The sequence below is a fragment of the Achromobacter sp. UBA2119 genome (genome assembly GCF_002331005.1).
Lineage (GTDB): Bacteria > Pseudomonadota > Gammaproteobacteria > Burkholderiales > Burkholderiaceae_B > Achromobacter > Achromobacter animicus.
The window spans coordinates 523,649-538,514 of record NZ_DCYD01000015.1; the positions used below are offsets into that span (position 1 = coordinate 523,649).

The window sequence follows — 14,866 nt, forward strand, 5'->3', positions numbered from 1 at the left end:
CGCGCGTCATACCGCGCGGGTCACACGGAGCGCGTGATGCCGCCGTCGATGCGGATGTTCTGGCCGGTGATGTAGGACGACGCATCGGAGGCCAGGAACGCGATCAGGTCCGCCACTTCCTGCGCCGTGCCGTAGCGGCCCATCGGAATGCGCACGCGGCGCTCTTCCTTTTCGGGCAGGCTGTCGATGAAGCCGGGCAGCACGTTGTTCATGCGCACATTGTGCTGCGCGTATTCGTCGGTGAACACTTTGGTGAAGGCGGCCAGGCCGGCGCGGAACACGCCCGACGTCGGAAACAGCGCTTCCGGCTCGAAGGTGGCGTAGGTGGAAATGTTGACGATGGCGCCGGACTGCTGCTGCTTCATCACCGGCGCGACCAGGCGGGTGATGCGCACGACGTTCAGCAGGTAGAACTCCATGCCCAGATGCCAGTCGTCATCGCTGATCTCCAGCAGCGGACCCTTGGGACCGTGGCCGGCGCTGTTGACCACCGCATCGACGCGGCCCCACTTCTGCAGGGTGGCTTCAACCAGGCGGGACAGGTCTTCGGTCGAGCGGTTGGACCCGGTGACACCCAGGCCGCCCAGTTCCTGCGCCAGCGCCGCGCCCTTGCCGGACGAGGACAGGATGGCCACGCGGTAGCCGTCCGCCGCCAGCTTGCGCGCCGCCGCCGCACCCATGCCGCTACCGGCCGCCGTGAGGATCGCCACTTTTTCCGTGCTCATGCTCGCTCCAGTCTGGAATTCGGGAGCGGCCATTGTAGGGGCGGGTGGGCGTGCGGCCCAAGACGCCGGACGCGGACGGCTACGGCTTGGACCCCACGCGCCAGATCACGTTGCCCACGTCGTCCGCCACCAGCAGGCTGCCCTGCGCGTCGATGGCCACGCCTACCGGCCGGCCCTGCGCCTGGCCGGCGTCATTGAGAAATCCGGTCAGCACGTCCAGGGCCGGACCGGCGGGCTGGTTCTGGTCGAAGGGCACGAAGATCACCTTGTAGCCGCTGCGCGGATCGCGGTTCCAAGACCCGTGCTGGCCGACGAACATGCCGTGGACGAAGGGCGCCGGCAGCTTGGCGCCGCCCGACCACGCGAGGCCCAACGAGGCGGTGTGCGGGCCCAGCGCGTAATCGGGCACGATGGCCTGCGCCACGAGATCCGGCCGCGGCGGCGTCACACGCGTATCGACGTGCTGGCCGAAATAGCTGTACGGCCAGCCATAGAAGCCGCCGTCGCGCACAGAGGTCATGTAGTCGGGAACGAGGTCGCTGCCCAGTTCATCGCGCTCGTTGACCGCCGTCCACAGCGTCTTGCCGTCCGGCCCCCACGCCATGCCGACCGGATTGCGCAACCCCGTCGCAAAGAGGCGCTTCTGGCCGCTGGCCACGTCCAGCTCCCAGATGGCGGCGCGGCCCTCCTCGATGTCCATGCCGTTTTCGCCCACGTTGCTGTTCGATCCGACGGAGACGTACAGCCGCGACCCGTCCAGGCTGGCGATGAGGTTCTTGGTCCAGTGATGGTTCAGGCCCGCGGGCAGGTCGGTGACCTTCTCGGTGGGGGCGGTGATGTGCGTCTGCCCCGGCGTAAAGGGAAAGCGCACGACTGCATCCGCATTCGCGACATAAAGATGGCTGCCGACGAGCGCCATGCCGAACGGTGAATTCAGGCCTTGCAGCAGGACGGTCCGCGTTTCGGCGACGCCGTCGTGATTGGCGTCGCGCAGCAACGTGATGCGGTTTGCGCTGACGGTCTTGGCGCCGGCCCGCTTCATCACCAACCCCGTGGCCCACGCCTTGATGCCGCCCGGCGCGTCCTCGGGCTTAGGCGGCGCGTTGGTCTCGGCGACCAGCACATCGCCGTTGGGCAGCACGTACAGCCAGCGCGGATGGTCCAGTCCGCTGGCGTAGGCGGTGACGGCAAGGCCGGCGGCGGGCGTCGGCTGCGCGCCGTCCTGCCAGCCCACGGCCTTGGCCGTGTTCACCGTGGGAATGAGCGTGGTGTTGGGCGGCGGCAGTTGGGGATCAGGACCCATGCCCGCTTCGACGGGCAGCTTGGCAACCTCGCCGCAGGCGCTGAGCAGCGTCAACGCCAGGATGGCCGCCGGCAGGATGCGCAGGGCAGGCATGACGCGCGCCTACTTCACCAGCGTGACCGGCACGTGCGCCAACTGCACGACCTGATTGGCGACCGACCCGATCAGGATGTTGGTCAGCTTGCCATTGCCGCGCGTGCCCATGACGATGCGCGCGCAGCCATGGTCCTGCGCATAACCCGCGATTTCCGCCGGCGCGTTGCCAAAGACCACATGACTGACGTAGTCCACGCCGGCCGAATCCAGCTGCTTGCGCGCCTCTTCTGACGCTTCGCGGCCTTCGCGGGCGTAGAAGTCATTGATCATGTCCTGCGTGATCAGGCGCGACACCCCGGCGCGTCCGCGTGGCGGGGTCTGGATGTTGATGAGATGGATGCGCGCTGATTTGGCGCCCTGCGCGAGGCGGCGGGCGTACATGACGGCGCGGTCGGCGTTTTCGGAGCCGTCGACGGGAACAAGGATATTCAGCATCGCAGCTCCTTACTTGACCAGCGTGACCGGCAGTTCGGTCAGGGACAGCACGCCCGTGGCGACCGACCCCATGAAAAGCGCCGACACGGACCCCAGCCCCCGTGTCCCCATGAAGATCTCGTTTGCGCCGGTTTCCTCGGCCACGCGCACGATTGTCTCTGCCGCCGCGCCACCCTGGATGTGGGTCTCGAACGGCACGCCGGCCTGCGTCAGCAGTGCGCGGGCGGACTCAACCGCGGCCTCGCCTTCTTCCTGGTGATAGGCGTCGATCTCTTCCTGCGACAGGCCGCTGCCGAACGCGCCGGCCTTCAAGGGAATCTGGACTGTCAGCAGGTCCACGCGTTCGACGGGATCGTAGCGGCGCGCGTCGAGCAGCGCCTTGACCGCTTTCAGCGCGGGTTCCGAACCATCGACGGGAATCAGGATGCGTTTCATGAGCGTCTCCTTGCGAACCGTAGGGGGGCGTGCGTTCCACTGTATCCCACATTCGCCCCGCCGGCGGCGCCCCGGCGATGCGTCGGATCAAGGGGAGGGCGTTCCCCGCCACGCGTCGGGCACCGTGTCCGCCGTCATTGCGGTGCCCAGCAGCAGGCTCGCCTGGCGCGCCAGCGCGGGCGCTTGGCCAGTGGTCTGCAAGCGCAGTCCGCCCGGACCGCGATCCCTCAGCAGGCCGCGTTCCTGCAGTTGGTGGCGAAGCCAGCGCGCCACCGGCGCGCCCGTTTCCAGCAGCGGCACGCCAGGGCCGGCGGCGTCCTGGATCACGTCGCGCAGGAAGGGAAAGTGCGTGCAGCCCAGCACCAGCACGTCTGCGCCGGCCTCGCGCAATTCGGCCACCGGTGCGCGCACGGCCTCAGCGGCCTCGGGGCCCGACAGCACGCCTTGCTCGACCAGCCGGACCCACTGCGGGCAAGGGCGCAGCAGGATGCGCACTTCGGGCGCCTCGCGCTGCACGAGCGCGGCGAACTTGGGGCTGGCCAGCGTCCCCGTCGTGGCAAAGACGCCGACCACACCCGTATGCGTCAGGTGCGCCGCGGGTTTGATGGCGGGTTCGACGCCGATGATGATGAGCTCGGGATGACGCTTGCGCAGCAACGCGATCGCCGCGGCGGTGGCGGTGTTGCAGGCCACCACCATGGCGCGGGCGCCCTGCGACACGAAATAGTCGGCGATGGCGCAGGCGCGGCGCTCGACGAACGCCTGGGTCTTTTCTCCGTAGGGCACATGCGCGGAGTCGGCGACGTAGAGCAGGGACTCGTTGGGCAGCGCGTCGCGGATCGCGCGCAGGACGCTCAGCCCGCCGACGCCGGAGTCGTACACGCCGATGGGGGATTCGGAAAGCATGGAAAGACGTTGGTCTATGCAGGATGCGGTGGCGGCAAGTGTAGCGCCGGGGCCTATTGGCGTTCTGCCGGCGGGGTTCAGCGGCGGGTTTGCCGGCGGGTTTATTGGCGGGTTTACTGGCGGGCCTATTGGCGGGTTTATTGGCTTTCCGCTGCCGGCGATGCGTCCCGCTGCCGCCGTGCCTCGTCGATCAGCTTGCGCGCGGCGCCCGACAGCGGCGCATCGCGCCAGATCAGGTTCAGCGGCGCGCGCAGGGCTTTCGGGTGCGTCACGCTGACGTACACCACGCCTTCGATGTTCACGCGGCGCAGCGACGCCGGCACCAGCGACACGCCCAGCCCCGCGGCAACAAAACTCAGCGTGGACAGCATGCGCGGCGCTTCCTGCGTGACGCGCGGGCTGAAGCCTTCAGCGCTGCAGGCGGCAATGATCGCGTCGTACAAGCCCGGGCCGCTGTGACGCCGATACAGGATCAGCGATTCGTCCGCCAGTTCCGACAGCGCGATGCGCTTGCGCGTGCGGCCCTTGACGGCGGGATGGTCGGCCGGAAAGGCCGCCAGCATGGCCTCTTCAAGCACGGTTTCCATCTGTACGCCCGGGTCCGCGTGCGCGCCGCGGATGAAGGCGACATCGATGCGTCCTTCGGCCACGGCCTCGCGCAGTTCCCCGGTGCTGCTTTCTTCCAGCACCAGATGCACGTGCGGCGCGCTTTCGCGGAAACGGCGGATGACCGACGGCACGAACGGATGAAATGCCGCCGACCCCGTGAACCCCACCGTCAAGCGGCCCGCCTCGCCCTGCGACACCCGCCGCACACCGTCCACGGCCTGGTCCACCATCGCGATGATGTTGCGCGCGTCATCCAGCAACGCGCGGCCGCTTTCCGTGAGTTCCATGCCGCGCGGCAGGCGGTGGAACAGGGTCACGCCTAGCTCAGCCTCCAGCACCCGGATCTGCTGGCTGAGTGGGGGCTGGCGAATGCCGAGCCGGGCTGCGGCCTTGGTCAGGTGGGATTCCTCGGCGACCGCCAGGAAATAACGCAGGAGCCGTAAATCTACGCTTGCCATATTTGTTCGATATGAGTTTTCAACTTGTCATATATTAGACATTATTCAAGGCGAAGCGTACGCTGCAAATTCGTTATCCACCTCTGGCGCGGCCCCCCCGCCAGTTCCCATCGCCGGCCTTGCGCCGGCCACCAAAAAGATGAACGCAGCACTTCCCATTGACGAGGCCGGCGTACGGCCTCCCCCTACTTGCGGCCAGTTGTTCTACGGATTCCTGGTGCTGGGCCTGACCGCCTTTGGCGGCGCGTTGCCCCTGGCCCGGCGCATGGTCGTCGAAAAGCACCGCTGGCTGACCCGCGCCGAATTCACCGAATTGCTGGGCCTGTGCCAATTCCTGCCGGGCGGCAACATCATCAACCTGTCCGTCGCCCTGGGCATGAAATTCCGCGGTCCGCGCGGCGCTTTTGCCGCGCTGATGGGCCTGATCCTGGCGCCGTCCATCATCGTCATCATGCTGGGCATGGTGTACGACCGGTTCCAGAACGATCCCGACATTCAGCACCTGTTCGCCGGCCTGGCCGCCGCCGCGGCCGGGTTGCTGATCTCGATGGCGGTGAAGATCGGCATGCCGGTCATCAGGCGCCGCGACTGGCTGGCGGGCGTGGTCGCCACCGCCTGTTTCATTGCGATTGCCGTGCTGCGCATTCCGTTGCTGCCCACCATGGCGGTCCTGACGCCGCTCAGCATTCTGATGGTCTGGAGGCAACGTCGATGATTCACACACCGATCGCGCTCGTCCTGATCTTTACGCAGCTGTCCGTGCTGGCCTTCGGCGGCGGCAACACCATCCTGCCCGAGATGCAACGCCAGGTCGTGGAGGTGCACGGCTGGATGACCGCCGCCGATTTTTCCGCGCTCTTCGCGCTGGGCCAGGCCGCACCGGGGCCCAATCTGATGGTCGTTACGCTGGTCGGCTGGCACGTCGCGGGGTTGCCGGGCGTGCTTGCCACCACCATCGCCAAATTCGGCCCGTCGTCGATCATCACCGTCATCGCGCTGGGCCTGTGGGAAAAATTCAAGGACCGCCCGTGGCGCGGGGTCATTCAGGCGGGCATCTTCCCGATGACCGTCGGCCTGGTCGCGGCCAGCGCCTCGCTCATCACCGAGGCGTCGGTCCATACGTGGTTGCTGGGCGCCATTGCTGCCATCGTGGCGATCCTGGGCAGCGTCACGCGGATTCACCCGCTGTGGCTGCTGTTCGCGGGCGCGCTGGCCGGTTTGCTTGGTATCAGTTAGCGTAGGGGACTCTTGCGAGCCCAGCGCGCGATAAGCGCCACGGGTGCGCACTGCGGACAGGAGCCCGCCATGCAGCCGCTCAGAGACGAAAACGCTTCAGACGAAAACGCTTCAGACGAAAACCCCCGGGGCCGCAGCGCCCGGGATGACCGCGCCGAGCAAGACGCACCCCGCGATGCCGGCGCCGGCGCGGCGTCGATTGCCGAGCCGCTGCCGTTCTTCGACGCCCATCGCCGGCTGATGCTGTGCGCCGGCCTGCTGCTCGTCGTCGCGGGCGGGTTATACGCCGCCGGCCTGACGCCCAGCCTCGCCCTCCTGCTGGGCTTTGACGCCGGGGCGCTGGTCTTCCTGATCCTGACCGTGCGCGTGTTCGGCCGCACCAGCGCCGCTTCCATGCGCCTGCACGCCCGTCAGCACGATGTGGGCCGCACAGGCGTCCTGTGGAGCAGCGTCGCGCTGTCCTGCATGGTGCTGGTCGCGTTGTGGGTGGAGCTGCATGCGCAAAGCAGCGTCGGCGCCCTGGTGGACACGCTGGCCGCCGCCGTGACCATCGTGCTGTCGTGGCTTTACATGAACATGATCTTCGCGCTGCACTATGCGCACGGGTACTACGGCCATAAGAACGCCATGCGCAAGGGCCTGGATTTTCCGGGTACGGACGACCCCGACTACTGGGACTTCGCGTATTTCTCGCTGGTGCTGGGCATGACGTTCCAGGTGTCGGACGTGCAGATCGTCAACCGGCGGCTGCGGCGGATGGCGATGACGCATGGCGTCATCGCGTTCTTCTTCAACGTGTTCATCATCGCGATCAGCGTGAACGTGGCGGCGGGGCAGGCGTAGGACAGGGCGGGGGCGCAACTAGCCCTGCGTCCGGACGCGCCGGTCCAGTCCGAACGCGGCGGCCTGCGCGATCGCGGCCGCGAGTCCGATGCCCCAAATCGCGCCCGCACCCAGGATCGCGGCGCCCAGCGCGCTGCCGACCGAAAAACCGAAGTACATGGTCGACGTGTTCAGCGCCAGCGCCACCGGCGCCTGTCCGGGCGAACCGGCCCCGATGAGGCGGGCCATTTGTGCGGGAAAGAACGACCAGACGGTAAAGCCCCACAGGAACACGGCGAACAGCACGGGCGCCAAGGCGTTCGATGCGGCCAGCGCCGTCGCCACTGACAAGCCCAGGAACGCCAGCCCCAGCACGGTCAGCGACATCCGCACGACGCGGTTCGCGCCCAGTCTGTCGGACAAGGCGCCGCCCGTCGTCACGCCGAGCGCGGCCGCAACGCCCCAGAGGGATACCGTCGCGCTGATGCCGGTCTCGCCAAACCCCAGCACGCTTGCCAGATATGGCGCGAGAAACGGGTAGGCCGTGAACGCCCCGATCGCCCAGAACAGGCTGACCGACAGCAGCCGGACAATCGCCGGTTGTCGCACGACGGCAAGCCGTTGCCGAAGCGTCGCCACCGGGATCCCGGCGCCAGCGTCCGCGCCGATGCCGGCCCGGACGCCGGCGATGGCCACAAGGCTCATCACCGCGACAATCGAAAACGTGGCGCGCCAGCCGAAGAAGTGACCGGTCACCGCGCCCAGCGGCAGGCCGAGCGCGATCGCGAGCGTCATGCCGGCGCTGACGATGGCCAGCGCCTTGCCGCGCCGCTCGGGCGCCACGATCACGCCTGCAAGGGCGTTGGCGTTGGGCACATACAACCCCGCCGCCACCGCCATGACGACACGCGCCGCCATCAATGTCCAGAAAGCGGGAGACCAGGCCGCCAGCACGTTGCCCAGCGCGAACAACCCCATGGCAAGCTGCAGGGCGGCGCGGCGATTCCAGCGCGCGGTCAGGACCGTCATGACCGGCGAACTCAACGCCAGCGTCAGCGTGAACACCACGATGAGCGATGCCATCTGCGGCACGGTCATCCCGAAATCCGACGCCATCGTCGGCAGCAGCGGCGCAATCATGAAGCCTTCCGTGCCGATGGCGAAGGTGCCCAGCGCCAGGAAGCCGGCAGGCAGCAATCCGGCGTCACGGCTTGCCGCCGTGGATGCACGGGCAGGCGATGCGCCTGCCGTGTCAGAGTTCGTTGTCATGAGGTCTATCCAAAGTGGGACGGCGCCCGCAGGGCGCCGCGTGGGCGCGGCCTCAGACCGGGATCGGATTGTCGACCAGGCTCTGATTGAACGCATTCACGAACCCATGCTCGTTCGAGCCGGGGTTGTCCCGCAGGTCACGAATGGCGTCGACCAGCACCTCGGGCGCGTCCGTCGCCAGCTTCTGCATCGTCTCGGCGATGAACGCATCCAGCGGCATGGCGCGCGGATCGCCGCTTTTCTTGATGAGGTCCGTGTCGACCCACGGCGGCGCGATTTCCTGGACCGTCACGTTGGTGTCGCGCAGCATGAACCGCTGCGACAACGCGTACGAATGCAGTGCGGCCTTGGATGCGGAATAGACGGCGTTCGAGGCGATCGGCACGTAGGCAAGGATCGACGTGTTATGGATGATCGTCGCGCGACGCTGCGCCTTCAAATGTCCGATCAAGGCGGACGTGAGGCGGATCGGACCCAGCAGGTTCGTTTCCAGGATCTGCTGCGACACGGCGTCGTCGATCGTGGCCGACGGGTCATCGAACGGCATGATGCCCGCATTGTTGATCAGCACGTTCAGCGAAGGGTACTTGGCGATCAGGGTCTTGGCGACGCGGTCGATGTCCTGAGCGTCCGAGATGTCGAGCTGGATGCCTTCGATGCCCGGATGCGCCGCGGCGATCTCGTCCAGCAGCGCCTGCCGGCGGCCGGCGATGATGACCTTGTTGCCCAGGTCGTGAAAAGCGACGGCGAGCGCGCGGCCGATGCCGGAAGTGCCGCCTGTGATGAAGATGGTGTTTTGGGTCAGTTGCATGTCGGAGCCTCGTTGGTTGGTGAGCGTCTGGGTTCGTTCAGATCGCGGTGTGGGCACTATGAGGCAGTTTGAGTTTGTCTCAAATGTCAATAAAGCGTCGTTTTAGGACATGCTGATTTTTTGTGTACTTCCCCGTCCGTCGTGCTGAAGGGATAAATAGTGCGCGTGCAGACCACATCGCGTCCCCCGAGCAATTCATCGGTTGACGAGTACTCGCGGCTCAAATAGCCTTAAAGCGTCATTTCCAGACAAAGGTTTAAACATGCGCCAGATCGGCCTCATTCTCGAAGACGGTTTCCAGGTGATGGGCCTGGCTGCGCTGGCGGCATTCGAATTCGCCAACATCGCCCTGGACCGCGACGGCTACCGCGTCACCATTCTGTCGGAAGGCGGCGGCCTCATCCGGTCCACCATGAACGCCGGCATCGAGACGGTTGCTCTCGGCGTGATGCCTGACACCCTGATCGTGGCGGGCGAACTGAGGCCGGGGCCAATCTCGCCCGGCCTGGCCCGCTACGTGGCGCGCGCCGCCACCGAAGCGCGCCGTGTCGCGGGCGTCTGCACGGGCGCGTTCGTCCTCGCGCAGGCCGGCCTGTTGAACGGCCGCACCGCCACCACCCACTGGGCACATGCGCGCAGCCTGCAGGAACGCTTTCCCGAAGTGCGCGTCGACCCTGACCGCATCTTCGTGCGCGACGGCAACATCTGGACGTCGGCCGGCATGTCGGCCGCCATAGACCTGGCGCTTGCCTTGATCGAAGACGACCACGGCGCGGCACTGGCCCGCGACGTCGCGCGCCGGCTGGTGGTCTATCACCGCAGGCCGGGCGGCCAATCGCAGTTCTCCGCCTTGCTCGAACTGGAACCGCGCTCCGACCGCGTGCAACGGGCGCTGGTCTATGCCAAGGAGCATCTGCGCAATCCGTTGACAGTGGAGGAACTGGCCGAGGCGGCCAGCTTGTCGCCCCGACAGTTCAGCCGGGTGTTCCGTGACGAGACCGGGCATTCCCCCGCCAAGGTGGTGGAGCTGCTGCGGCTGGAAGCGGCCCGCGGGATGCTGGAAGAAGGGCGGCATTCCCTGGATATCGTGGCGCGCGATACCGGTTTCGCGGACCGCAATCGCATGCGGCGGGCGTTCCTGCGCGCGTATGGCCAGCCGCCGAGCGAGGTGAGGCGCGGGGTGCAACCTGCCGGCGCATGAGGCGTCATCTTGGACCTGAAACTGACAGGGCGTTGAACGCCGCGCCGCTGTAGCGCAATGTCGCTGACGCCCGGATCGTTGTGATCTAAGATGCGCCATCCGAACGCTGGCGCATGCCTGGCGCGCGGCTCCGGCATATCCGGCGAACCGAGGCAAGGGCCTCGCGCCGATTTCAGGCCGACACCGATCGACATCCACGCTTTCCACGTCTGCCTTGCACTCTCCATCGCCCGCAACGCGTCCTCTCGATTGGCTGAACTTCTTCGTGGCCGATGTGCGGGACGGGCTTGGCCCCTATCTCGCGATCTATCTGCTTGCCGTCCATCATTGGCGCCCTGACAGCATCGGGCTCGTCATGTGGGCGTGCAGTTGCTCGACGGCATCGGCGCGGGCATCTTCGGCGCTGTCCTGCCCCTGATGGTGCTGGACCTGACCCAGGGCAGCGGCCGGTTCAACGCCAGCCTGGGCGCCGTCACCACGGTGTTCGGTATCGGCGCGGCGCTCAGCAATGGGCTCGCCGGCCTGATCGTGCAGCACGCGGGTTACAGTGCAGCGTTTCTGGCGCTGGCAGGCATTGCCGGCCTGGCTTGCATGACCTTGCTGGTGTTGCCGGAAACGCGCGTGGACGCCCCGGCGACCGCCGCATCGGCTTCCAATTCCCTTCCTTGATCCTCTTCTAAAAGCATGTCGCTATCCAACGCCGTGATCTGGTTGATTGCCGCCGCGACCACCATGGCCATTCTTTTTCGTCCGTGGCGGCTCCCCGAGTACGTTTGGGCCACCGCCGGCGCGGTCGCGCTGGTGGCGCTGGGCTTGCTGCCGGCCGCCAAGGCGGGCAGCGCCATTCTGGAAGGCACCGACGTCTACCTGTTCCTGATCGGCATGATGCTGGTGGCCGAGGTCGCCCGGCAGGCAGGCCTGTTCGACTGGGTGGCGGTGGCGGCTGCCGATCACGCGGCCGGGTCCGCTCGGCGGCTCTTCGATCTGGTGTTCCTGGTGGGCACGGTGGTCACCGTGCTGCTGTCCAACGATGCCACCGCCGTCGTGCTGACGCCCGCCGTCTATGCGGTGGCGCGGGTGGTCGGCGCGCCGCCGTTGCCGTACCTGTACGTCTGCGCCTTCATCGCCAACGCGGCCAGCTTCGTCCTGCCGATCTCCAATCCGGCGAATCTGGTGGTGTTCGGGGACCGCATGCCCGCGCTGGGACCGTGGCTGGCGCACTTTGCGCTGCCTTCCGTCTTGGCCATCGGCTCCACGTACGTGACGCTGCGGCTGGTGTTTCGCGATGATCTGCGGCAGCCGTTGAAAGCTTCGCCGCCGTTGCCGCCGATGACATGGCCGCTGCGCATGGCTGCGCTGGGCGTGGCCATCACGGCCGGGACGCTGCTGATCACGTCGGCGCTCGGCCATCGCCTGGGCCTGCCGACGCTGATCGCCGGCTGCGTGTCGGCGGAGCTGGTGCTGGCGGTGACGCGGTCGGGGCCGCTGCGGCTCATCAAGGGTGTCGCGTGGGGCGTGCTGCCCCTGGTGGCCGGGCTGTTCGTATTGGTCGAAGGCATGGCCGCCAGCGGCGTGCTGCAGGATCTGGCGGACCTGATGCGCGGCCTGTCCGCGGACGCCGCGCTTTGGGCTGGCGGCGTGGGCGCCGCGCTGTCGGGCAACGTCATCAACAATCTGCCCGCGGGGTTGATGGCGGGCACGCTGGCGCGCATGGCCGACCTGTCCAGCACGGCCAATGCTGCGTTGCTGATCGGTATCGACCTGGGTCCCAATCTGTCGGTCAGCGGCTCGCTCGCCACCTTGCTGTGGCTGCTGGCCGTCCGCCGCGAAGGCATGCACATCAGCGCGCTGAGCTTTCTGCGGCTGGGCGTCTTGGTGATGCCGCCTGCGCTGATTCTGGCTTTGGGCGCGCTGCACGTCTTCAGTTGACGCCGCACGTCTTGAATTGACGCGGCGCGCGGCGCAGGCCTGGCGATGGCCAGCGCGCCGCGCGCCTTCCCGGTCCCGGATCAGAACGTGCCGCGTACCGTCAGCGTCGCGTTGCGCGGATCGCCATAGAAGCTGCCCCAGCCCGGCGCGCCGATGGTCTGGTAGTAGGTCTTGTCGAAGATGTTGTTCACGTTCAACGCCGCCGACCAGTTCTTGTTGATCTGATACGCGACGCGCGCATTCCACACCGCGTAAGACCCTTGCGAGACCCGCACCGAACGCGTTTCCGTGTAGCTCCCCGTCTGGTAGTTCACGCCGCCGCCCAGCGACCATGCCGACAGTTCACCCGGCAGCCGGTAGTCGGACCACAGACGCAGGATGTGCTTGGGCGTGACGGTGCGCGCGAAGTTGGTGTTGGTGACCGAGGTGTCGTCCAGGAACTTCAGCGTGTTGAACGTGTAGCCCACAAAGAGTTGCCAGCCAGGTGCCACTTCGCCGCTGATCTCGGCGTCCAGGCCCTGGCTGCGCACCTTGCCGCTCGACAGGTAGCAGATGTCGCCCGTCGCGCACACGCTGGTCAGATCCTCTTGCGCGCGGTTCTTCTGATCGACGCGGAAGAGCGCGATGGACGTGTTCAGGCGCCCATCCATCAGTTCGCCCTTCAGGCCGATCTCGTAGTTCTTGCCCACGATGGGGTCCAGCACCTTGCCCGATGCGTCCACCGCATTTTGCGGTTCGAAGATCTGCGCGTAGCTGACATAACCGGACCACTGCGGATTGAACGCGTAGATCAGGCCGCCATAGGGCGTGACGACGCCGTTGTCCTTGTAGGGATCGACGTACTGCTCGCCGCTGTTGCGGTAGCGGCTGGTGTTCTCGTACCAGCTCACGCGCGCGCCGGCCACCAGCGTCAGCGGGTCGGCCAGGCTGAAGCGGCCGACGCCGTACACGCCGGTCTGCTTCATCTTCACGATGGTCGCGGCGCTGCGGTAGGCGTTCTCGCGCATCCAGTCGTCGGTGGGTTCCGGCACATGGTGATCCGGGTTCCACACGTTCACGGCGCGGTTCAGGCGGTTCAGCGCGAAATCGTTCTTGCTGGTCAGTTCGTTGATGCTGGCGCCGAAGGTCACCGAGTGCTTGCGGCCCAGCGCCTCGAAGGCGCCGTCCACATCCAGGTTCAACGCCTTGTTGTGCGTGGACATGTCGAACAGGCCCGCGTACAGCATGGGCCCCAGGCCGGTCACGGGATTCACGGCGCCTTCCGTGAACGCGTACTTCGAATCGTTGGATTCCTGGGTGGACGTGCCGGTCAGCTTGAGCGACCAGTCCTTGTTGAAGCGATGCGCCAGCTCGGCAAAGACGGTGGTCTGCTTGCCGTTCCAGCGGTTCCAGTCCTGGCCCAGCGAGGTTGAACGCTTCAAGCCGATGTCGTCGCCGTTGCTGTAATGCGGCAGGCCGTGGAAGAAGGGCGTGGACCGAAGTTCCTCGTAGCTGACGCCGCCGGTCAGGGTGGTGTCCGGCGTGAAGTCATAGCTCAGCACGCCGTACAGCACGCCGGTGCGGCTTTTCGCGCTGTCGTAGAAGTACTCGCGGTCGTTGTAGCTGGCCACGCCGCGGGCGCGCAGCGTGCCGGATTCGTTGAGCGGCGCGCTGGCGTCGATGTCGGCGCGATAGTTGTTCCACGAGCCGCCGCTGGCCAGCATCTGCACCTGGGTTTCGGCCAGCGGGCGCTTGCGCACCAGGTTGACGGCCGCGCTAGGCGAGCCGGCTCCTTGCAGCAGCCCGGTGGCGCCGCGGATGATCTCCACGCGGTCCAGCGTCACGGTTTCGGTGGTGAAACTGTCGGCCTGGGGATAGTAGAAGGCGCGGTTCACGCCGTCGAACTGGTAGCTGTCCACGCGAAAGCCGCGCGAATACACGTAGCTGCCGCCCATCGGGCTCTTGTAGAGCGTCATGCCGGTGCTGTTGGCCAGCACCTCGTCCAGCGTGTTGGCGTTCTGGTCGTCCATGCGCTGGCGGGTCACAACGGTGACCGACTGGGGAATTTCCTTCAGCGTCTGGCGGCCCTTGCCGATGGTGACGACACGGCTGGTGTAGCTGCCGGTGCCTTCGGTGACGGGATCGTTGGTCATGCCGGTCACCGTCACCGGCGCCAGCGTGGACACGCCCGGCGTGTCCTGCGGGATGCGCCGCAGGTGATAGCCCTCGCCGTTGGCGTTGGGGACCGCCTGCAGGCCAGTGCCGGCCAGCAATCGGGACAGGCCCTGTTCCGCGGTGTACCGGCCCGACAATCCTTGCGTCTGCACGCCGCGCGTCAGGGCGGGCGAAGCGGCCACGGTGACCTTGGCGGCCACGCCGAACTGGCCCAGCGCCACATCCAGCGTGGTGGGCGCGATGGCAAAGGCGACTTCGCCGGACGACGCGGCCCGCGCCCACGACGCGGCGGGGACGGCGAGTGTGGCGGCCGCCGTCAGGGCAAGGTGGACGGCAAGGCGCAAGCGCATGCGCGGAGACGATGACAAGGTGAGGGGAGAAGGGGAATGGCGTCGTGCCATGGCTGGGGGTTCCTGATTCGTCGATTGAAAAGCGCGGCCCGCGGGCGCCTCGGGGCCTTCTCTTGGTCTAACGAAC

General features: G+C 67.0%; 15 protein-coding genes. 6 read left to right on the forward strand and 9 right to left on the reverse strand.

Annotation, left to right across the window (positions count from 1 at the left end):
- Positions 1-20 precede the first annotated feature (20 nt).
- From B3098_RS16845 to B3098_RS16870, 6 genes are all read right to left on the reverse strand, one after another.
- A complete protein-coding gene (locus B3098_RS16845) occupies positions 21-725 on the reverse strand; it encodes an SDR family oxidoreductase (RefSeq protein WP_286897892.1) in 705 nt (234 codons plus the stop codon).
- Positions 726-804: 79 nt separating this feature from the next.
- Positions 805-2,121, reverse strand: a complete 1,317-nt coding sequence (locus B3098_RS16850; protein ID WP_279970911.1) for a PQQ-dependent sugar dehydrogenase — start codon at positions 2,119-2,121, stop codon at positions 805-807.
- Between the two features lie 9 nt (positions 2,122-2,130).
- Positions 2,131-2,559 (reverse strand): universal stress protein, encoded by a 429-nt coding sequence (locus B3098_RS16855; RefSeq protein ID WP_279970912.1) that lies wholly within the window; start codon positions 2,557-2,559, stop codon positions 2,131-2,133.
- 9 nt (positions 2,560-2,568) lie between these two features.
- On the reverse strand, positions 2,569-2,994 hold the full coding sequence (locus B3098_RS16860) for a universal stress protein (protein ID WP_286897893.1): 426 nt from the start codon (positions 2,992-2,994) through the stop codon (positions 2,569-2,571).
- 87 nt (positions 2,995-3,081) lie between these two features.
- Positions 3,082-3,900, reverse strand: a complete 819-nt coding sequence (murI, locus tag B3098_RS16865; RefSeq protein WP_286897894.1) for a glutamate racemase — start codon at positions 3,898-3,900, stop codon at positions 3,082-3,084.
- Positions 3,901-4,037: 137 nt separating this feature from the next.
- Positions 4,038-4,967: a LysR substrate-binding domain-containing protein gene (locus tag B3098_RS16870; RefSeq protein ID WP_175124492.1), complete on the reverse strand. Its 930-nt coding sequence runs from the start codon at positions 4,965-4,967 to the stop codon at positions 4,038-4,040.
- 139 nt (positions 4,968-5,106) lie between these two features.
- Here B3098_RS16870 and B3098_RS16875 point away from each other — a divergent pair, with 139 nt between their 5' ends.
- From B3098_RS16875 to B3098_RS16885, 3 genes are all read left to right on the forward strand, one after another.
- On the forward strand, positions 5,107-5,682 hold the full coding sequence (locus tag B3098_RS16875; RefSeq protein ID WP_286897896.1) for a chromate transporter: 576 nt from the start codon (positions 5,107-5,109) through the stop codon (positions 5,680-5,682).
- Entirely contained in the window at positions 5,679-6,203 is a 525-nt protein-coding gene (locus B3098_RS16880; RefSeq protein ID WP_286897899.1) for a chromate transporter, read from the forward strand. Before B3098_RS16875 ends, B3098_RS16880 begins: the two co-directional genes overlap by 4 nt.
- Positions 6,204-6,272: 69 nt before the next feature.
- Positions 6,273-7,046: a DUF1345 domain-containing protein gene (locus tag B3098_RS16885; protein ID WP_286897901.1), complete on the forward strand. Its 774-nt coding sequence runs from the start codon at positions 6,273-6,275 to the stop codon at positions 7,044-7,046.
- An 18-nt stretch (positions 7,047-7,064) separates the two neighbouring features.
- Here the strand turns inward: B3098_RS16885 and B3098_RS16890 are convergent, their stop codons facing one another.
- Positions 7,065-8,294: an MFS transporter gene (locus B3098_RS16890; protein WP_286897902.1), complete on the reverse strand. Its 1,230-nt coding sequence runs from the start codon at positions 8,292-8,294 to the stop codon at positions 7,065-7,067.
- Between the two features lie 52 nt (positions 8,295-8,346).
- Positions 8,347-9,105 carry an SDR family oxidoreductase gene (locus B3098_RS16895; RefSeq protein WP_286897904.1) on the reverse strand — a complete coding sequence of 253 codons (759 nt, stop codon included), beginning with the start codon at positions 9,103-9,105 and terminating at the stop codon, positions 8,347-8,349.
- Between the two features lie 262 nt (positions 9,106-9,367).
- Between B3098_RS16895 and B3098_RS16900 the strand changes: the two genes are divergently transcribed.
- From B3098_RS16900 to B3098_RS16910, 3 genes are all read left to right on the forward strand, one after another.
- Positions 9,368-10,306 carry a GlxA family transcriptional regulator gene (locus tag B3098_RS16900; protein ID WP_286897907.1) on the forward strand — a complete coding sequence of 313 codons (939 nt, stop codon included), beginning with the start codon at positions 9,368-9,370 and terminating at the stop codon, positions 10,304-10,306.
- Positions 10,307-10,669: 363 nt separating this feature from the next.
- Entirely contained in the window at positions 10,670-10,975 is a 306-nt protein-coding gene (locus B3098_RS16905) for an MFS transporter (RefSeq protein WP_279970919.1), read from the forward strand.
- A 15-nt stretch (positions 10,976-10,990) separates the two neighbouring features.
- Entirely contained in the window at positions 10,991-12,235 is a 1,245-nt protein-coding gene (locus B3098_RS16910) for an arsenic transporter (protein ID WP_286897909.1), read from the forward strand.
- Positions 12,236-12,315: 80 nt separating this feature from the next.
- Here the strand turns inward: B3098_RS16910 and B3098_RS16915 are convergent, their stop codons facing one another.
- Positions 12,316-14,790 (reverse strand): TonB-dependent siderophore receptor, encoded by a 2,475-nt coding sequence (locus B3098_RS16915; RefSeq protein WP_286897911.1) that lies wholly within the window; start codon positions 14,788-14,790, stop codon positions 12,316-12,318.
- Between the last annotated feature and the right edge of the window lie 76 nt (positions 14,791-14,866).